16 protein-coding genes are annotated in these 18,219 nt (G+C 71.0%); 7 read left to right on the forward strand and 9 right to left on the reverse strand.

All coding sequences use genetic code 11. From position 1 onward, the window contains the following. Position 1: 1 nt before the first annotated feature. Both ACIPC1_RS20945 and ACIPC1_RS20950 read right to left on the reverse strand, forming a co-directional pair. Entirely contained in the window at positions 2-571 is a 570-nt protein-coding gene (locus ACIPC1_RS20945) for a (2Fe-2S)-binding protein (protein ID WP_384375157.1), read from the reverse strand. Beyond that, a complete protein-coding gene (locus ACIPC1_RS20950) occupies positions 571-1,461 on the reverse strand; it encodes an FAD binding domain-containing protein (RefSeq protein ID WP_402518978.1) in 891 nt (296 codons plus the stop codon). The genes ACIPC1_RS20945 and ACIPC1_RS20950 overlap by 1 nt, the downstream gene beginning before the upstream one ends. Before the next feature lie 390 nt (positions 1,462-1,851). Between ACIPC1_RS20950 and ACIPC1_RS20955 the strand changes: the two genes are divergently transcribed. Next, the gene (locus tag ACIPC1_RS20955) at positions 1,852-3,525 is read left to right on the forward strand and encodes a PucR family transcriptional regulator (RefSeq protein WP_402518979.1); all 1,674 of its coding nucleotides are present in this window, start codon (positions 1,852-1,854) and stop codon (positions 3,523-3,525) included. Between the two features lie 135 nt (positions 3,526-3,660). Beyond that, positions 3,661-4,434 carry a hypothetical protein gene (locus ACIPC1_RS20960; protein ID WP_402518980.1) on the forward strand — a complete coding sequence of 258 codons (774 nt, stop codon included), beginning with the start codon at positions 3,661-3,663 and terminating at the stop codon, positions 4,432-4,434. 8 nt (positions 4,435-4,442) lie between these two features. Here the strand turns inward: ACIPC1_RS20960 and ACIPC1_RS20965 are convergent, their stop codons facing one another. After that, on the reverse strand, positions 4,443-4,691 hold the full coding sequence (locus tag ACIPC1_RS20965; protein ID WP_402518982.1) for a hypothetical protein: 249 nt from the start codon (positions 4,689-4,691) through the stop codon (positions 4,443-4,445). A gap of 161 nt (positions 4,692-4,852) precedes the next feature. Next, positions 4,853-5,749 (reverse strand): GntR family transcriptional regulator, encoded by an 897-nt coding sequence (locus ACIPC1_RS20970; RefSeq protein WP_402518983.1) that lies wholly within the window; start codon positions 5,747-5,749, stop codon positions 4,853-4,855. Positions 5,750-5,906: 157 nt separating this feature from the next. Between ACIPC1_RS20970 and ACIPC1_RS20975 the strand changes: the two genes are divergently transcribed. Together ACIPC1_RS20975 and ACIPC1_RS20980 are read left to right on the forward strand one after the other, a co-directional pair. Further along, a complete protein-coding gene (locus ACIPC1_RS20975; RefSeq protein ID WP_402518985.1) occupies positions 5,907-6,785 on the forward strand; it encodes a (2Fe-2S)-binding protein in 879 nt (292 codons plus the stop codon). 316 nt (positions 6,786-7,101) lie between these two features. Next, positions 7,102-8,169, forward strand: a complete 1,068-nt coding sequence (locus ACIPC1_RS20980) for a DUF2637 domain-containing protein (protein ID WP_402518987.1) — start codon at positions 7,102-7,104, stop codon at positions 8,167-8,169. Positions 8,170-8,233: 64 nt separating this feature from the next. Here ACIPC1_RS20980 and ACIPC1_RS20985 read toward each other — a convergent pair whose 3' ends face one another. The 3 genes from ACIPC1_RS20985 to ACIPC1_RS20995 all read right to left on the reverse strand — a co-directional run bounded on the left by ACIPC1_RS20985 (position 8,234) and on the right by ACIPC1_RS20995 (position 12,525). Further along, the gene (locus ACIPC1_RS20985; protein ID WP_402518989.1) at positions 8,234-8,686 is read right to left on the reverse strand and encodes an ATP-binding protein; all 453 of its coding nucleotides are present in this window, start codon (positions 8,684-8,686) and stop codon (positions 8,234-8,236) included. A gap of 382 nt (positions 8,687-9,068) precedes the next feature. Further along, a complete protein-coding gene (locus tag ACIPC1_RS20990) occupies positions 9,069-10,811 on the reverse strand; it encodes a pyruvate dehydrogenase (protein ID WP_402518990.1) in 1,743 nt (580 codons plus the stop codon). Between the two features lie 64 nt (positions 10,812-10,875). Beyond that, positions 10,876-12,525: a protein phosphatase 2C domain-containing protein gene (locus ACIPC1_RS20995; RefSeq protein ID WP_402518992.1), complete on the reverse strand. Its 1,650-nt coding sequence runs from the start codon at positions 12,523-12,525 to the stop codon at positions 10,876-10,878. A gap of 509 nt (positions 12,526-13,034) precedes the next feature. Here ACIPC1_RS20995 and ACIPC1_RS21000 point away from each other — a divergent pair. After that, positions 13,035-14,015: a winged helix-turn-helix transcriptional regulator gene (locus ACIPC1_RS21000; protein ID WP_402518994.1), complete on the forward strand. Its 981-nt coding sequence runs from the start codon at positions 13,035-13,037 to the stop codon at positions 14,013-14,015. A gap of 36 nt (positions 14,016-14,051) precedes the next feature. Next, a complete protein-coding gene (locus ACIPC1_RS21005; protein ID WP_384375128.1) occupies positions 14,052-14,534 on the forward strand; it encodes a DUF456 domain-containing protein in 483 nt (160 codons plus the stop codon). Positions 14,535-14,564: 30 nt separating this feature from the next. On the opposite strand, the gene ACIPC1_RS21010 is transcribed toward ACIPC1_RS21005, so the two are convergent. Further along, entirely contained in the window at positions 14,565-15,812 is a 1,248-nt protein-coding gene (locus ACIPC1_RS21010; protein WP_402518996.1) for an SGNH/GDSL hydrolase family protein, read from the reverse strand. A 151-nt stretch (positions 15,813-15,963) separates the two neighbouring features. Here ACIPC1_RS21010 and ACIPC1_RS21015 point away from each other — a divergent pair, with 151 nt between their 5' ends. After that, entirely contained in the window at positions 15,964-16,332 is a 369-nt protein-coding gene (locus tag ACIPC1_RS21015) for a PPOX class F420-dependent oxidoreductase (RefSeq protein WP_402518998.1), read from the forward strand. Between the two features lie 367 nt (positions 16,333-16,699). Here the strand turns inward: ACIPC1_RS21015 and rsgA are convergent, their stop codons facing one another. Then, a complete protein-coding gene (gene rsgA / locus ACIPC1_RS21020; protein ID WP_402519000.1) occupies positions 16,700-17,791 on the reverse strand; it encodes a ribosome small subunit-dependent GTPase A in 1,092 nt (363 codons plus the stop codon). Between the last annotated feature and the right edge of the window lie 428 nt (positions 17,792-18,219).

Here is an 18,219-nt window from a genome sequence, read left to right on the forward strand (position 1 = left end):
ATCAGACCGCCTCGGACTGCCGGGCGGCCGCCAGGCGGACCGCGTCCATGATCTTCTCGTAGCCGGTGCAGCGGCACAGGTTGCCCGAGAGCGCCTCGCGGATGTCCGCGTCGGTCGGGGTCGGGTTGTGCTCCAGCATCTCGTCGGCCGCGACCAGCAGACCGGGGGTGCAGAAGCCGCACTGGACGGCGCCTGCGTCGATGAACGCCTGCTGGATGGGGGCGAGTTCGCCGCCTTCGCCGGTGTGCGAGTCCTGCGGTTTCGACTCCCACCGCTTGGCCTGGTCCAGGGAGGTACCGCAACCGCCGTGCTCGGCCCGCTGCTTGGCGTACTCCGCGAGCCCCTCCACCGTGACGACCTCGCGCCCTTCGACCTGCCCGGCGGCGACGAGACAGGAACACACCGGTACGCCGTCGAGGCGGACCGTGCAGGAGCCGCACTCGCCCTGCTCGCAGGCGTTCTTGGAACCCGGCAGTCCCATCCGCTCGCGCAGCACGTACAGAAGGGACTCGCCCTCCCAGACGTCGTCGGCTTCCTGCTGACGGCCGTTGACCGTGAAATTGACGCGCATTACGCGACTCCCTCCGTGCGAGCGGCGCTGCCGCGGTACGACTCCCAGGTCCAGGTGAGCGTGCGGCGGGCCATGATGGCGACCGCGTGGCGGCGGTAGCTCGCCGTGCCACGGACGTCGTCGATCGGGTTGCAGGCGGCGGAGCAGAGGTCCGCGAACTGCTTGGCGACCGACGGGGTGATGATCCTGCCGTTGTCCCAGAAGCCGCCCTCTTCGAGCGCCGCGTTCAGGAACTCCTCGGCGACCTTGGCGCGGACGGGTGTGGGCGCGGCGGAACCGATGCCGGTGCGGACCGTGCGCGAGGACGGGTGCAGGGCCAGGCCGAAGGCACAGACCGCGATGACCATGGCGTTGCGGGTGCCGACCTTGGAGTACTGCTGCGGGCCGTCCGCCTTCGTGATGTGTACGGCCCTGATGAGCTCGTCCGGAGCGAGCGCGTTGCGCTTCACGCCGGTGTAGAAGGCGTCGATCGGGATCAGGCGGGTGCCGCGGACGGACTCGGCCTCGACCTCGGCGCCCGCCGCGAGGAGGGCGGGGTGGGCGTCGCCGGCCGGGGAGGCGGTGCCGAGGTTGCCGCCGACGCCGCCGCGGTTGCGGATCTGCGGGGAGGCCACGGTGTGGGAGGCGAGGGCCAGGCCGGGCAGCTCGCCGCGCAGCTGCTCCATGATCTTGGTGTAGGGCACGGAGGCGCCCAGGCGCACGCTCTCCTCGCCGACCTCCCAGTCGCTCAGCTCGCCGATGCGGTTCAGATCGAGGAGGTACTCGGGCCTGCGGTGGTCGAAGTTGATCTCGACCATCACATCGGTGCCACCCGCAATCGGCACAGCGGTGGGGTGCTCAGCCTTGGCGGCGAGCGCCTCCTCCCAGCTGGCGGGGCGAAGGAAGTCCATGAGTGGCTCTCTTCATTCGTATCGTGGTGGTCGCGGTGGTTCTGATCAAGCCAGATCGGGTGCGGCGGGCCCGGCTCGTTCATGAGTTGTTTACGCGGAGTGAGGCCAGTACACAGCGCCGTCCTCCATGAGGGTCAGTCACGGAAACCATGAAGGAGTTGGCTGGCCAGGGTGCGCATCTTGTAGATTCGTATGAACGGAGGTCGTCAGTAACCTCTCGGTTTTTCCCTGGAAACAGTGAGCACAACTCTCGAAAGCCCAGGACACAGGCTCAAGCGGGTGGTGGATCCTCCCGCGGGGTTCTCACCCCGGAGCCATCCCGCGGGGTCCTCACCCCGGCGCCATACAGATCCATCGTAGATTTCGAGACAAAGATCGGCGGCGACGAGAATGCGGCTGCGCGCACTGCTGGACACCGACGCGCTGGGCCTGCGGCTGCTCGGCGGCGAGGACGAGCTGGACCGCACCGTACGCGGTGTGATGACCACGGACCTCAAGGACCCCAGTCGCTATCTCTCGGGCGGCGAGCTGGTCCTCACCGGTCTCGCCTGGCGGCACGACGCCGCCGACTCCGAGCCCTTCGCCCGCATCCTCGCGGGCGCCGGGGTCGCGGCCCTCGCCGCGGGGGAGGCGGAGCTCGGCGACGTCCCGGACGATCTGATCCAGGCCTGCGCACGGCACCGGCTGCCGCTGTTCGGGGTGAACGAGTCGGTGGCCTTCGCGACGATCACCGAGCACGTCGTACGGCAGGTCTCGGGCGAGCGGGCCGGGGATCTGGCGGCCGTGGTGGACCGGCACCGGCGGATGATGACCTCCGGCCCCGCGGGCGGCGGGCCCGATGTCGTCCTGGACCTGCTCGGCTCCGACCTGGATCTGCGGGCGTGGGTGCTCTCCCCCACCGGCCGGCCCATCGCGGGCTCGAAGCTCGCGGGGGCCGCGCTGCCGCCGGACGTCTGCGCCAAGCTGGCCGCCGGCCATCTGGCGGCGGCGCGCACCGGGCGCCGGGGGCCGCACCGGGTCACGGTCGGCACGACGACGTACTCGCTCTTCCCCGTCCCCTCCTCGGGCCGCTCCACGGGCGCGTCCCGGGATGTGCGCGAGACGGTGCTCTCCGACTGGCTGCTCGCGGTCGAGGCGGACGCCGGGGACTGGCCCGAGGAGCGGCTCGATCTACTTCAGGGCGTCACCCAGCTGATCTCGGTCGAGCGGGAGCGGCGGGACTCGGCCCGCGCGGTGCGCCGGCGGCTCGCGCAGGAGGTCCTGGAGCTGGTGCAGACGGGTGCCGCGCCCGCCGAGATCGCGGCGCGGCTGCGGGTCGCCGCTCCGGTGCTGCTCCCCGGGCTCGGCGCGGCCCCGCACTGGCAGGTGGTCGTGGCCCGCGTCGAGTGGGACGGCGGGGACATCGAGGGCTGCCTGGTCGCCCAGTCGCTCCTTGAGGAGATCCTCGTCAACCCGCTGTCCTCGGGAACCGAGCACTCCGACCGCATCGCCGTCGCCCACACCGGCGAGGAGGCCGTTGCCCTGCTCGCGCTCCCCGCGGTGTCCTCGGAGCACGACGGTTCGGAGCCCGGACTGCTCGCCGAGACACTTCTTGAGGCCGTACGGGACCCGCTGACCGCCGGGCTGAACGACGACGGGCGGCTCACGCTCGGCGTCAGCGCCGCCGTGCACTCGGCGGAGGGGCTGCGCGGCGCGCTGGAGGAGGCCCGGCACGCGCGTCGGGTCGCCGCGGCGCGTCCCGGGCGGGTGTGCGCGGCCGGGCACCAGGAGCTGGCCTCGCACGTGCTGCTGCTGCCCTTCGTACCGGACGACGTACGCCGGGCGTTCACGGCCCGGCTGCTCGATCCGCTGCGGGACTACGACCGTCGCCATCGCGCCGAGCTGATTCCCACCCTGGAGGCGTTCCTCGACTGCGACGGCTCCTGGACGCGCTGCGCCACCCGTCTCCACCTGCACGTCAACACGCTGCGCTATCGCGTGGGGCGTATCGAGCAGTTGACGAGTCGTGACCTTTCACGCCTGGAGGACAAGCTGGACTTCTTCCTGGCACTGCGAATGAGCTGATTTCTGCCTCCTCGGATGCGCCGAGTGACAGCCATGACTTTGTGAAATCCTTCACCCACCCCCTTGGCCGGGCCCCGTGATCCGTGCTGAGATGCCACCACTCAACAGCTCAATGGTGTGCTCGGGGAGGGCAACGTGGCGCATTCCGCCATGTCTGGTTCCGGAACGACCGCAGGTGACGATCCACTCCAGACCGCGGTATGGCGGCTGCGCTCGCGCGCCTGCTGGTCCGACGCGGCGGCGCTGCTCGATCCGCGCACCGCGGAACCGGCGCTGCAGAGAGCGGCGCTTCTCGTCGAGGGGTGTCTGTACACCGAGCAGGGCTGGGCCGCGGCGGAGGACGCGCTGCGGACGGCGGAGGCGGTGGCACGCAGCGACGACGAGCGCGGCGCGGCGGCGTGTGAGCGCGGGCAGCTCGCGTACGCGGCCACACTGCTCGGCGTACGGGACCGGGCGGACGAGGCGCGGGCCGCGCTGAGCCGCGCCGCCGCGCTGATCACGCCCGGGGCACGGGGACGGGCGCTGCTGGACTTCCGGCGCGGGCTGGTCGCCCAGAACCTCGCGCACTCACCGGAGTCCGCCCGCGCCGCCTACCGGCGCGCCCACGCAGGCGCCACGGCGCAGGGCGACTCGCTGCTGCTCTCCTTCACCTGGCGCCACCTTGCCGGACTCGCGCTACAGGAGGGCGAGTTGGCGGAGGCCCGGCACGGCTTCGCCGAATCCCTGCGGATCCGCGAGGAGTTGGGCTTCCTCGTCGGTACGGTCCCCGCCCTCGCCTCGCTGGCGGACGCCGAGACGGAGCCGGAGGCGTCCCGGCTACGGGCCGAGGCGGGACGGCTGTTCCGGCTCCTGGGCGGCGTACCGACCTGGCTGGCCCAGCAGTTGGACCCGCCTGCGGCAACGGCGTAGGTCAGGTCCTAGCTGTTCTGGACGTCCGTCCACAGGCTCTGGACGAACGTCCAGGCCTCGTGCCGCAGTTCGGGGTTCTGGACGAGGAGGACGACGATGCCCACGAGGAGGGCCGCCTTCAGTAGCCCGCCGAGGCCGGAGCCGACGCCCCCGCGGGCTCGGCGGCGGCGCTGGACGTCCATGTCGTCGTTCATCCGCTGGAATCGCCGCGACTGGTCGAACCGCTGTTGCGCCTGCCAGCCTGGATCGGGATACATCGTCGGTCGCCCCCGAGGGTAGGAGTGGTCGTGCCTGTGCGGGGGAGCACGCCACCGTCCGGCCACCGGGTTGCCCCTGTACGGGACTTGTTGCACAGAACCCACACGTCCGTGACACGGCCGCATCGAAGGGGACATACCGGCGACGACGCGCGCGGAGATCACGCGCCCGCGAAGTGCTCCCGTAGGAGCGACTGCACGACCGGCAGGTCCTGGGCGACGAGCGCTTCCAGGAGTGCGGTGTGTTCGGCGGCGTCGGCGACGAGGTCGGCGCGACCGCGGGTGACGGGGCCGCCGACCAGGGGCCACTGGGCGCGGCGGTGCAGGTCGTCGGCGGTCCGCACCAGCTGGCTGTTGCCGGCGAGGGCGAGGATCGCGCGGTGGAAGACGCGGTCGGACTCGGCATAGGTCGCGCGGCAGCCCAGGGACGCGGCCCGGACCGTCGCGTCGGAGAGCGGGCGCAGCTCGGCCCAGCGCGCGGCGGGCACCGTGCGGGCCAGCCGCAGCATCACCGGGACCTCGATCAGGGCACGGATCTCGGCGAGTTCGGCCAGCTCGCGGGTGCCGCGTTCGACGACCCGGAACCCGCGGTTGGGCACGACCTCGACGGCACCTTCGAGTGCGAGCTGCTGCATCGCCTCGCGTACGGGTGTCGCGGACACCCCGAAGCGTTCACCGAGCACGGGCGCCGAGTAGACCGCCCCGGGCGTGAGTTCGCCCGCGACGAGCGCGGCGCGCAGGGCGTCGAGGATCTGCCCGCGTACGGAGGCGCGCTGCACGACGGGACGCGCGCTCTCGGCACGGGGGCGCGGGATGGGCGCCTCGCTGTGCGTGTGCTCGCCACGGACCTCGGCGGCACCGACAGCGGGGGCCTCGGCTCCGGAGGTGGCTGCCGGCCCGGGCGCTCCCAGGGCGGCGGCCCCAGGGGTGGCGACACCCCGCTCCCGGTCCACGTCCGCGGCCTGCGGCTGTGCGGGTACTCGAACGGTCCCGGTACGCAGGTCCGGGATTCCCACTCCGGTGGAGCCGTACGCGCTGCGTGGGCCGGCCTGCTCCACGGGAACCTCCTCCGGGCTTGTCGGCACTTGGGGGCCAATGCGGTGGTTGTTACTCGTCCGTCAAGCACCATAGGCCCAGTCGCCGTCAGTTCAAACCTCGACCGCACCGGGTAAGGTAAGGCTTACCTGTCAGCGATCGTGAAATGGTGGTCTTCGCATGCGCGTTCCCGCCCCGACCGCAGGCACCTCGGCCCTGGCCGGCGCCCGTCCGGCCCGTTCGGTCGTCGCGGACACCTATGCCCGGCTGACCGCGGTCTTCCCCGACCTGAGCGTCACGGAGCTCGGGCCCGGCGAAGCGGCCCCCCGGGACACCGGCTGGGTCACGGCAGCAGGGCTCGCGGAGGGCGGCGCCGACCTCGACGCGTTCCTGGCGTGGGACGAGGCGCAGGTGATCGCGGACTACGGGCAGCGGGGGCGCCCCGACGTGGTGGCCGGCTTCGGGCTTCACCGTTACGCCTGGCCGGCCTGTCTGCTGATCACCCTGCCGTGGTTCCTGGAGCGCCGCGTGCCCCGCTTCCCTGTGGAGCACGTCACATTCCAGCGGACCCTCGGACGGATGGCGGTGCGGACCGGTGAATTCGCCTGCCTGCCCGACGACCCCGCGGCGGGCCTGCCCGGCGCCCGCGTCGTACCGGACGAGGAGACCCTGCGGGCCGAGGTGCGGGCCGCGGTGGCCGAGCACCTGGAGCCGGTACTCGGCGGCTTCGGACCGCGCATGCGGCGGCGCGGCCGCGCGCTGTGGGGCATGGCGACCGACGAGATCGTCGAGGGCCTGTGGTACGTCGCCGGCCTCCTCGGCGAGGAGCGGCGCGCGATGAACGAGCTGGAGCTGCTGCTGCCGGGATCCACCGGGCCCTACGCCGGTTCCCCCGCGTTCCGTGAACTGACCGGGCCGAACGGCCAGTCGCTGCCCACTCGCGACCGGGTGAGCTGCTGCCTCTTCTACACGCTGCGCCCCGAGGACACCTGCGCCACCTGCCCGCGCACCTGCGACCAGGACCGCGTCTCCAAGTTGACGGCTGCCGCGGCAAGTTGAGGCACCATCGAGAACAAGCCACCCTCACACATGCCTTAAGATCAACTCTCGCGGTACTCCCCATGGGCGCGTCCCGCGGATTACGGGCGTTTCACAGTTTCCTCACATGCCGCAGGCGCTTTCCGTTGAACCACCCGTACGAGTAGTGTTAATCGCACTCAACTCCCGTCCCTCGCGCGGTAGTTCGAGCAGAATGTCGCCCTGCGCATCCCCTTGCACTCCGTTGGCGGCCTCTTGCCCCGAAAACCCCTGAGGGCCGATGGGATTGGGCCACTATGACGGGCGTTACGCCCTATCCCAATGCAAGGGACCCCAGATGAGACTGACCGACATATCGCTGAACTGGCTGCTTCCGGGCGCCGTTCTGCTCCTGGGCCTGCTGGCGGCGGTGGCGGTGCTCGCGCGCGGCAAGCGGTCCGGGGTGAAAGCGGCGAGCACGGAAGACACCTGGGAGCGCAGCGAGGAGCGCCGCAGGCGCAAGGAGGCCATATACGGAACGGCCTCCTACGTGCTGCTCTTCTGCTGTGCCGCGGTCGCGGCCGCACTCTCCTTCCACGGCCTTGTCGGCTTCGGCAAGGAGAACCTGAACCTCTCGGGCGGCTGGGAGTACCTGGTCCCGTTCGGTCTCGACGGCGCGGCCATGTTCTGCTCCGTGCTCGCGGTGCGCGAGGCCAGTCACGGCGACGCGGCGCTCGGCTCCCGGATACTCGTGTGGACCTTCGCCGGCGCCGCCGCCTGGTTCAACTGGGTGCACGCACCTCGTGGCATCGACAACGCGGGCGCCCCGCAGTTCTTCGCCGGAATGTCACTGTCCGCCGCCGTGCTGTTCGACCGCGCACTGAAGCAGACCCGCCGTGCCGCGCTGCGTGAACAGGGCCTGGTCCCGCGTCCGCTGCCGCAGATCCGGATGGTCCGCTGGCTGCGCGCGCCCCGCGAGACGTACAGCGCCTGGTCGTTGATGCTCCTGGAGAACGTGCGCACCCTTGACGAGGCCGTGGACGAGGTGCGCGAGGACAAGCGCGAGAAGGAGCAGACCCGACTGCGCCGCCGCAACGAGGAGCGTGTCGAGCGGGCGCACCTCAAGGCGCTCAGCCGTGGTCACAAGGCGTTGCCCGGCCCCGGCCCCGGTGGTGGCGGTGGCGGTGGCGGACGGGAGCTTGAGACGGCGACCGTGGAGCGGACCTCCGCCCAGGCCTCCGCGGAGCCTGCCATATCGGCCCCGGAGCAGCTGCCCGTCCGCTCGCGGCCCTCGCTTCAGCCCGTCCGCAAGAGCAGCGCCGAACCGTTCACCGTCGATCTCACCGCGGAGGACGACACGATGGCCCTGCCGCGTCTCGACTCCCTGGAGCGCAAGCTCAAGGATCTTGAGCAGCAGTTCGGCTAGGACCGACCGGAAACAAGGGCCGTTCGGCCAAGGTCGCGAACACTGGGACGGCGGCGCGATAGCTCTACACCGCGCCGCCGTCCAGTTCGAACCACACCGCCTTGCCCACGCCGTGCGCCCGCACCCCCCACGCGTCCGCGAGGGACTGGACGAGGATGAGACCCCTGCCGTGCGTACCGTCGTCGGCGTTCGGTACCCGCAGCGTGGGTCTGCGTCCTACGAAGTCCCTTACTTCCACCCGGAGTCCACGGGGCCCGACGGTGGCCGTCAGGACCGCGTCGTGGTCGGTGTGGATGAGTGCGTTGGTGACGAGCTCGCTGGTCAGCAGCTCGGCCACGTCCGACCTTCCCGGCCTCCCCCAGTGCCGTAACAGTTCCCGCAGCGCCTTACGGACCTCGGGCACCGCCCGCAGGTCCGCTCTGCCCAGCCTCCGCCTGAGCTGTGCTCCGCCCGGTCGGCCCATCGCGCTGTCGGCCGCTTCCTCCACCGCTTTCCCGGAGGAGACCCCGATGGCCATCGGACCACCTCCTCGCCCGTGCCTCTTCATGACCCCCGCCTGCGCGCCGATGTCGGTTTCCCTCCCACTCGAACACGTTCACGGGATCCATGCCCCGTCAGGAACGCGACAGTCATGTCGAATGGTCAACAACCGTTCGTACGGCGGCGCATGGGGGGACGGCCCTGGTGGAAGGAGACTCTGGTGGAGGCGGTTGCGCCTGCCGTTCGGGACGGCACCCGGCCGACGGGTCCCGCACGCCTGCGGACCGACCTCCGTCGGGACACCCCGACCAGGATCAATCGGCCCAACTACCCATGCGACGCTGCCGATCCGACCGTATACAGTCCGTCCGGCGACTCGGGCCTAGAGCCTTGGGCCGATACGGGGAGAGCCGACGCCTCTATGGGCGAGGCATGTTCCGAAGGTTGGAGCGGGCCATCTGCACCATGCGCCCCACTCCCCCGTCCAGCACGACCTTCGACGCCGACAGCGCGAAGCCCGTCACCATCTCCGCGCTGATCTTCGGCGGGATGGACAGGGCGTTGGGGTCGGTGACGACGTCGACGAGGGCCGGGCCCTTGTGCCTGAAGGCGTCCTTGAGGGCGCCGGCGAGTTCCTTGGGCTTCTCCACGCGCACACCGTAGGCACCACAGGCGCGGGCCACGGCCGCGAAGTCGGGGTTCTTGTTCGTGGTCCCGAACGAGGGCATCCCGGCGACCAGCATCTCCAACTCGACCATGCCCAGGGAGGAGTTGTTGAAGAGGACGATCTTCACCGGCAGGTCGTACTGGACGAGGGTGAGGAAGTCGCCCATCAGCATGGAGAACCCGCCGTCCCCGGACATCGACACGACCTGCCGCTTCCGGTCGGTGAACTGGGCGCCGATGGCCATCGGCAGCGCGTTCGCCATCGAGCCGTGCGAGAACGAACCGATCACCCGGCGGCGGCCGTTGGGCGTGATGTAGCGGGCCGCCCAGACATTGCACATCCCCGTGTCGACGGTGAACACCGCGTCCTCGGCGGCGAGTTCGTCGACCAGCGAGGCGACGTACTCGGGGTGGATCGGAACGTGCTTCTCGACCTTCCTCGTGTACGCCTTGATGACTCCTTCGAGCGCGTCGGCGTGCTTCTTCAGCATCTTGTCGAGGAAGCGCCGGTTCTCCTTGGGCTTCACCCGCGGGGTGAGACAGCGCAGGGTCTCCAACACATCGCCCCACACGGCCAGTTCCAGCTTGGAGCGGCGGCCCAGGCGCTCGGGGCGGACGTCGACCTGGGCGATCTTGACGTCGTCGGGGAGGAAGGCGTTGTACGGGAAGTCGGTGCCGAGCAGGATGAGGAGATCGCACTCGTGCGTCGCCTCGTAGGCGGCGCCGTAGCCGAGCAGACCGCTCATGCCGACGTCGTACGGGTTGTCGTACTGGATCCACTCCTTGCCCCGCAGCGCGTGCCCGACCGGGGACTTGATCTTCTCCGCGAACTCCATGACCTCGGCGTGCGCGCCCGCGGTGCCGCTGCCGCAGAAGAGCGTGACCTTGTCCGCCTCGTCGATCATCGCGACGAGCTTGTCGATCTCGGTGTCGCCCGGGCGGACGCTGGGCCGGGAGGTGACGAGGGCTGTCTCCAGGGTCTTGTCGGGGGCGGGCTCGGAGGCGATGTCGCCGGGGAGCGAGACGACGCTGACGCCGGACTGGCCCACCGCGTGCTGAATGGCGGTCTGGAGCAGCCTCGGCATCTGCTTCGGGTTGGAGATCATCTCGTTGTAGTGGCTGCACTCGTTGAAGAGCCGCTCGGGGTGGGTCTCCTGGAAGTACCCGAGGCCGATCTCGCTGGAGGGGATGTGGGAGGCGAGGGCGAGCACCGGGGCCATCGAGCGGTGGGCGTCGTACAGGCCGTTGATCAGGTGCAGGTTTCCGGGGCCGCAGGAGCCGGCGCAGGCGGCGAGCCTGCCGGTGACCTGGGCCTCGGCGCCCGCGGCGAAGGCGGCGGTCTCCTCGTGCCGGACGTGGATCCAGTCGATGGCGGAGTTGCGCCGGATCGCGTCCACGACCGGGTTGAGGCTGTCGCCGACGACCCCGTACAGCCGCTTCACTCCCGCGCGGACGAGGATGTCGACGAACTGTTCGGCGACGTTCTGCTTGGCCATGACTTCACGTGCCCTTCGGTGTCCGGAGATCCCTCTGGGTTCCATGAATCCACAAGCCCAACCGTTACGCCTCCCAAACGGCCGCGGCTGTTCGATCATCGGCGTATCCCTTGACCCGCACCTGGGTGTCCGCGAGGAACGCGGCCAGACCCGGCGGTTCCGCCGCCGACCATCGCGCCGTCAGATGCTCCGCGAGCTCCGGTTCGCCGCGCAGGGGCTCCGCGAGGCCGCCGGTGCACAGCAGGAGCGTGTCACCCGGGCGGGCGACTGAGGCACGGAAGCGGAACGGGGCGCGGGGCGGCTCGGCGATCGCCTCGTACGGGCTCGGGGGTGTCGTGATCCCCAGGTCCATGGTGAGCCGGTCGCCCTCCGGGGTCTCGTGGGGCAGCGACCCGAAGCCGACCACGGCCTCGCCGGTGGTGTCGGCGACCCGCGGCTCGATGTCCTGCCACTCGCCGTCCCGCAACCGGAACAGGCCGCCCGCCCCGATGCCGAAGAAGACGCGCGTACGGCATTCGGGGTCGGCGGGCAGCAGCAGGCACCGCAGGCTCGCGGTGTACTCCTCGGGTTCGATGCCTTGCTCGGCCGCGCTGGCCCGCAGTTTGCCGAGGCTGCGGTCGGTGAGCCGGTGCAGCCCCGACTTCAGGTCGCCGCGGCGGGCGGCCCTGATGTCCTCGGCCAGCCGTGCGTGACTGCGCCCGACGGCCCGCCCGATCCACTGGCAGGCCTCGGCCGCCGCCAGGTGCGCGCCGGGCGTGGCGCGGGCCCCGGTCGCCATCGCGACCAGCACGAGCGCCTGCTCCCCCGTACCGAACCGGGCGGTGAGCAGCGAGTCCCGGCGTGGCTCGCCCCGGTAGCGCGCGGAGTCCCCGCGTACGGAGACGGCCCGCAGCGTGCTGGTTCCGTACCGCGCCCCGTCCAGCACCGTGTCGGCGACCAGGTCGTCGAGTTCGTCGGGGTCGGCGGGCGGGAGGGAGGTGGGCTCGGCGTCGTAGGTGGGCGGGCCCGAGCCGACGTAGTCGACGGCGGGGGGCTGCTGGAGGACGGAGAGGGTGGGTTCGCGGTCCCGGGGCGTGTCCATGACGGCATCCCGGAGGGCGGGGAGCGGCGGGGCGTCCTCGGGCGCGGGGGCGTTCGGGCCCGGAGCGTTCTGGATCGGGGCTTCCGAGACCGGGGCTTCGAATACAGGAGCTTCGAATACAGGAGCTTCGGATACGGGAGCGTTCGAGTCGAGTACGTCCGCCGCGGGTGACTCCGTGGACGTGCGGCTCGGGGGCTCCTGCGGGTGGAATCCCGGCGGGGTCGGCCCCGGCGGGAAGATGGCGGGAACGGACGGGTCGGCGGCCGGTTCGGTGGGCGGAGCGGCAGCCGGACCCGGGGGCGGACCGGCGGGCGGAGCCTGCCAGGGACCGGGATCGGGGCTCCGTCTGAGGCCGGGGCTCGGCTGGGGGGCGTCGCCGCGGTCCCAGCGGCCGGGGCGCTGCTCGGGTACGGCGGGAGGCCGCTCCGGCTGAGGCGGGACGTCGAGCTCGGGCGCTCGCCCCGGTCGCGGAGCGGGCGCGGGCTCAAGACCCACCGTCCCCGCGGCCGACGCGAACCGGTCGTCGAGGGAATCGGCCACGGCCGCGGGCCCCGTGTCCTCGGTGGAGTCGTCGTACAACTGCCCCCACCAGTCGTCCTCATGACCGGTGGGCTTCTCCCCCTGCTGGCTCATGCCCCTAATTGTCCACCGTGGGAGCCGGATGAAAACGGGGCATCCGGAAAAACCGGCCATGGGACTGGTCCTCGAACGGCGTGTCGGATGAACCGTCGAACGGCGATACGAGGGAAACCGGTACGCGCGAGCCCGGAAAGATACCGCCGGGCGGTCCCACCCCCCACGGGAGAACCGCCCGGCGGCGCCGGAGTGACCGGGGCCGGCGCACGCGCACGCCGTAGGCCCGGGTCACGGTCTGAGTGACTGAATTGTCGCACTGTCGGTCCGTTCGACCCAGTGTGACTTGCTTTCCTGAAGCTCCGCTGTGATTCACGGCCGTGCTCGACCCACCCATGATGCCCCCGAACAGGACATTACGGGCGGCGCTTGTCACTGCGGTGGCGTGAGCTTGCCAGAGAGGCAGGGGGTACGGCGATGATGTGCGGAGGCGGGTTTGCGCCATGGCTGTTTTCCGCCACCGGCGCCACCGACCTGCTCAAACGATTCCTGGGGAGGGACGTCGCCGCATGCTGGGAGCGATAGGCCTGGACGAGACGCACGAGACGGCGTACCGGGCGCTGGTGTCCGTGGGCGCCGCCGACCTGCCCGATCTCGCGCGACGGCTCACGCTCGGCGAGTACGACACGGAGCGCGCCCTGCGCCGCCTTGAACGGCACGGACTCGCGGCGCAGTCCTCGGCGCGCCCGGGCCGCTGGGTCGCCGCTCCGCCCGGTGTGGCCCTTGGCGCGCTGCTCACCCAGCAGCGGCACGAGCTGGAGAAGGCGGAGCTGGCGGCCGCGCTGCTCGCCGAGGAGTACCGCGGGCGGGCCGCCGAGCCCGCCGTGTACGACCTGGTCGAAGTGGTGACCGGCGCCGCGGCGGTTTCGCAGCGCTTCCTACAGCTCCAGCTCGGCGCGGCCGAGGAGGTGTGCGCGCTGGTCACCGGCAACCCGGTCGTCGTCTCCGGGAGGGAGAACGACGCGGAGGAGCAGGCCGCGGGCCGGGGGGTCCGCTACCGCGTGGTCGTCGAGCGGGCGGTCCTCGACCTGCCCGACGGGATCACCGAGCTGTCCGCGGCGCTCGGCCGGGACGAGCGGGTGCGGGTGGTGGACAAGGTGCCGACCAAGCTGGTCATCGCCGACCGGGCACTCGCGATGGTGCCGCTCACCTCGCGTACCGCAGAGCCCGCCGCGCTGGTCGTCCACGAGAGCGGACTGCTTGGGCTGCTCTCCGGGCTGTTCGAGTCGGTGTGGCGCGACGCGCTGCCACTGCGGCTCGGCGGTACGGGCGTCGCGGAGCAGGAGGCGGACGGCCCGGACGGGACCGATCTGGAGATCCTGTCCCTGCTGCTGGCCGGGCTGACCGACGCGAGCGTCGCCAAGCAGCTCGATCTGGGACTGCGGACCGTGCAGCGCCGGGTGAAGCGGCTGATGGAGCTGACGGGCGTGACGACCCGGCTCCAGCTGGGCTGGCACGCCTACGAAAAGCGCTGGGTGGCACGGGACTGACCTGCGGTTTCCCGTCGACTCCGGCAGGCTGGGCAGATGGGAGCGTGGGAACTCCTGCTGGTCGGCGTGGTAATACTGCTCGGTCTGGCGGGGGTACTGGTGCCCGGCGTACCGGGGTCGTGGCTCGTATGGGCCGCGGTCCTGTGGTGGGCACTGGACGACACCCGGGCGCTCGCCTGGGTCGTGCTCGTGGGCGCGACCGGGGTCCTGCTGCTGTCCCAGGCGGTCCGGTGGATGCTGCCGCCCCGACGGCTGCGACAGAGCGGGGCAACCCCTCGAATGGCGGTATACGCCGGGGCCGGGGCGCTGCTCGGTTTCTTTCTGGTGCCGGTGGCGGGCGCGATACCCGGCTTTCTCTGCGGGATCTATCTCTGCGAGCGGCTGCGTCTGGGCGGACACGGGCGGGCCATGGCGTCGGTGCGGACGGGAATGCGGGCCGGCGGGTGGAGTGTGCTGACGGAGCTGTTCACGTGCTTGCTGATCATGGGGGCGTGGCTGGGGGCGGTGGTGTGGGGCTGAGCCCTTCGGCTTTCGTCCCGGCTCTTCTGATCAAGGAGTCCAGGCTGTCAGCGTGGCCAGGTCGATCGAGTCGGCCATCGCCTTCATGCCCGCGTCGTTGAAGTGGAGGTGGTCGCCGGGGTCGTACGCGGGGAGGATGCGGCTCGGCAGGGCCGGGTCGCGGACCACGGCGTCGAAGTCGACGACCGCGTCGAAGAGACCGCGGGTGCGGATCACGGTGTTGACCTTCTGGCGCACGGCCTCGCGGGCCGGCGTGTGGGCGCTGTGCCCGCCGTACGGCGTGAGGGTCGCCCCGATGACACGGATTCCGCGGGCGTGCGCGCGGCTCACCAGGCGCCGGTACGCGTCCTCGATGGCGGGGTCCTTCTGCTCCGGGGAGCCCTTGATGTCGTTGATGCCCTCCATCACGATCACCACGCGTACGCCGGTACGGGAGAGGACGTCGGCGTCGAAGCGGGCCAGCGCGCTGGGCCCGTTGCCTTCGAGCAGGAGGCGGTTTCCGGAGATCCCCGCGTTGAGAACGCCGAGCCGGCGGTTCGCCGGAAGGGCCTTCAGACGGTCGGCGAGCCGGTCGGGCCAGCGGTGGTTGGCGCTGAACCCGGATCCCGTTCCGTCGGTGATGGAGTCGCCGAGCGCGACCACGCTGCCGGCGGCGGAGGTGCCGAGTACGTCGACGCCGGTCACGTAGTACCAGTTGCCGATGTCGACCGTGTACGCGGTGCCGCTCTCCTCGGTGGTCGAATTGCCTTCGGGTGCCACGAAGTTGGCCTGGATGGCGGAGCGGTGGTAGGTCGCCGGGCCCGAGTCGGCGGGGGTGTGCACCGAGACCAGGAGGTTGGCGTCGGCGGGGATCGGGATGTACACGGGGTCGGTCACCAGGTCCGTGCCCGCCGGGATCGTCACGTTCCCGGCGCCCCCGAAGGTGGCGGTGCGCATCGAACCCGCGACGGCCTTCGGGCTTCCTGGCGCGCCCGGTTCCTGCAAGGCGACGGTGACCGCGCCGAGTTGGAGCGGCTGTGTGCCGAGCCGGTTGGAGATCCGGATGCGGGCCGCGCTGCCACCGACGCTGGTGTGCACGACGTTGCGCACCGTGGCGCCGGGCAGCGCGGGGACGGTGCCGGAGGGGGCGCCCTCCCAGGTTCCGGTCCACGTGGGCGTGGGGGCGAGAGCGAACGGGCCGAGGGCCGGCCACGCGTCGGCTCGCGCGGACGGTGGGGCGAGAACGAGGGTTGTCACCAGGACCGCGAGGACATGCCGGACCTTGATCGCGCGGGTCATGCGCCCAAGGGTTCCCGAACGGTCGGTCCCACCAACGCACTCCGGCCCCATTGCACGCCATTGGGCGCACGTCCGTACACCCGTCCTACGACCACGGCCCTACGCCCAGGATCCGATGCGCTGCCCCGCACCGGCGTGTTTGGCTGCTGCCATGACCGAATTCAGCGAGGCCGAGCGCGAGTACCTCAAGTCGCAGCGGCTGGGGCGGCTGGCCACCGTCGACGCCCACGGGCAGCCGCAGGCGAACCCCGTCGGCTACTTCCCGCAGGAGGACGGGACGATCCTGATCGGCGGCTACGCGATGGGGTCCAGCAAGAAGTGGCGCAACCTGCAGAAGAACCCGAAGTTCGCCCTCGTCGTCGACGACATCGTCAGTCTCCAGCCGTGGAAGGTCAGAGGCGTCGACATCCGAGGAGAGGCCGAACTCCTCACCGGGCCGCACGACTTGGGACCGCACTTCAGTGAGGAGCTGATCCGTTTGCATCCGCGGCGGATTCTTAGTTGGGGGCTGGAGGACTGAGGCGGGGGTGAGGGTGAGGGTGAGGGTGAGGTGGGGCGGAGGGTTTTTTCGCCCCCTCCGCCCCTACCCGTCCCTTGTTCCCGGGGGCTGCCGCCCCCGGACCCCGCATCGCGCTGAACGCGCCCGTCCTCAAACGCCGGACGGGCTGAAAGCGCCGCCCCATCGGCCGGGGCTGAAGAGTGCCGGCCCCACGGGTGGGCCGGGACCGGGACGGCACCACCTCGTCCTCACACACCGGACGAGGTGAAAGCCTTCCTGCCGGAGCTGAAGACTGCCGCCCTCGCGGGTGGGCGAGGACCGGGACGGCACGCTCTCGTTCTCGAATGTCGGACGGGCTGAAAGAACTCCGGCGTCGGTCGGTGCGCGGTTACCGGCGGCCCCTCTTCGCCTCCATCGCCGCGCGGCCCTCCGCGCCCTTTCGCTTCCAGTCCTTGCGGATCTCCGCCCGGAGCCTGGCGTCCGTCTTGGCGACGATGCGCTGGTTCTCGCGGAGGAGTTTGCGGTAGCTGTCGAGACGGCGTTCGGGGAGGGTGCCGGAGTCGACCGCGGCGAGGACGGCACAGCCGGGTTCGGCTGTGTGGGCGCAGTCGTGGAAGCGGCAGTGGGTGGCGAGTTGTTCGATCTCGGCGAAGACCTGACCGACGCCGGTCTCGGCGTCCCAGAGGCCCACGCCGCGCAGGCCGGGTGTATCGATGAGGACGCCGCCGCCGGGGAGGGCGAGGAGGTTGCGGGTCGTCGTGGTGTGACGGCCCTTGCCATCGACGTCACGCGTGGTCTGTACCTCCATGACGTCCTCGCCGAGCAGGGCGTTGGCGAGGGTCGACTTGCCCGCGCCGGACTGTCCGAGGAGCACGGTCGTACCGCCGGAGAGCACCGCCTCCAGTACGTCGAGTCCCTCCCCGGTGTTTGCGCTCACCGGCAGCACCGGCACCCCCGGCGCCGTCGTCCCGGTGTCCTCCACGAGGTGCCCGAGCGTCGCCGGGTCCGGCACGAGGTCGGCCTTGGTGAGGACGACCACCGGTTGCGCGCCGGACTCCCAGGCCAGGGCCAGGAAGCGTTCGACGCGACCGAGGTCGAGTTCAACGGCCAGGGACACCGCCACGACCGCGTAGTCGACGTTGGCCGCGAGGATCTGCCCCTCGGAGCGCTTGGAGGAGGTGGAGCGTACGAAGGCCGTACGGCGTGGCAGATACGTCCGTACGTAGCGCGGGTTGCCGGTGGGTTCGACGGCGACCCAGTCGCCGGTGCACACCACGCGCAGCGGGTCGTTCGGCGTCACGAACGAGGTGTCCGCGCGCATGACCCCGTCGGCGGTGACCACGTCACACTGCCCGCGGTCGACCCGGATCACCCGCCCGGCCAACAGCCCCTCGGCATCGTAGGGAGCGAACTCGTCCGCCCATGCGTCGTCCCAGCCGTAGGACGTCAGAGGGTGGAGAGGGAGAGAAAAGGAAGACAAGGGAGACCCTTCACAAGGGCGGCCCCGGCACGCGCGCTCAGGCGCGAAGAAAGGAGGAAGAGGTCAGCCGGCGGCCACAGAGGTGGACTTGATGAACTTCCGGATGCGGGCAGCGCCCATCTCAACGACAGCCATCGGTCACACCTCCCGGACAAGCCAAAGTCACCCACGGCACCTCGGGGGTAGCCGTTCGAACACCACCGACCGTAGAAGGTGCACGGCCCCCTACGCCACCCATTTACGGCGCGTCCATGGCGCTGGAGCGGTCGTGCATGCGTCACTTTCGGAGGACGTGACCCCAACTGCCACCTTGCGGGGCAGCCACCACCTCGTCAGCTCACTCCCCGTGGGAGAGGTCCGGGTCGGTCTTCTGCCTTCTGCCCTCTGCCTATCGTCGGTTGAGGGAATGTGTGACGCCACTGTGCCGA

The sequence above is a fragment of the Streptomyces sp. NPDC087263 genome (assembly GCF_044744645.1).
In the GTDB taxonomy this organism is placed as follows: domain Bacteria; phylum Actinomycetota; class Actinomycetes; order Streptomycetales; family Streptomycetaceae; genus Streptomyces.

Bases quoted from the DNA above. Each gene is read 5' to 3' on its own strand.
- ACIPC1_RS20945 (WP_384375157.1), bottom strand. From the start codon at position 571: ATGCGCGTCAATTTCACGGTCAACGGCCGTCAGCAGGAAGCCGACGAC.
- ACIPC1_RS20950 (WP_402518978.1), bottom strand. From the start codon at position 1,461: ATGGACTTCCTTCGCCCCGCCAGCTGGGAGGAGGCGCTCGCCGCCAAG.
- ACIPC1_RS20955 (WP_402518979.1), top strand. From the start codon at position 1,852: ATGCGGCTGCGCGCACTGCTGGACACCGACGCGCTGGGCCTGCGGCTG.
- ACIPC1_RS20965 (WP_402518982.1), bottom strand. From the start codon at position 4,691: ATGTATCCCGATCCAGGCTGGCAGGCGCAACAGCGGTTCGACCAGTCG.
- ACIPC1_RS20975 (WP_402518985.1), top strand. From the start codon at position 5,907: ATGCGCGTTCCCGCCCCGACCGCAGGCACCTCGGCCCTGGCCGGCGCC.
- ACIPC1_RS20980 (WP_402518987.1), top strand. From the start codon at position 7,102: ATGAGACTGACCGACATATCGCTGAACTGGCTGCTTCCGGGCGCCGTT.
- ACIPC1_RS20985 (WP_402518989.1), bottom strand. From the start codon at position 8,686: ATGGCCATCGGGGTCTCCTCCGGGAAAGCGGTGGAGGAAGCGGCCGAC.
- ACIPC1_RS20990 (WP_402518990.1), bottom strand. From the start codon at position 10,811: ATGGCCAAGCAGAACGTCGCCGAACAGTTCGTCGACATCCTCGTCCGC.
- ACIPC1_RS20995 (WP_402518992.1), bottom strand. From the start codon at position 12,525: ATGAGCCAGCAGGGGGAGAAGCCCACCGGTCATGAGGACGACTGGTGG.
- ACIPC1_RS21000 (WP_402518994.1), top strand. From the start codon at position 13,035: ATGCTGGGAGCGATAGGCCTGGACGAGACGCACGAGACGGCGTACCGG.
- ACIPC1_RS21005 (WP_384375128.1), top strand. From the start codon at position 14,052: ATGGGAGCGTGGGAACTCCTGCTGGTCGGCGTGGTAATACTGCTCGGT.
- ACIPC1_RS21010 (WP_402518996.1), bottom strand. From the start codon at position 15,812: ATGACCCGCGCGATCAAGGTCCGGCATGTCCTCGCGGTCCTGGTGACA.
- ACIPC1_RS21015 (WP_402518998.1), top strand. From the start codon at position 15,964: ATGACCGAATTCAGCGAGGCCGAGCGCGAGTACCTCAAGTCGCAGCGG.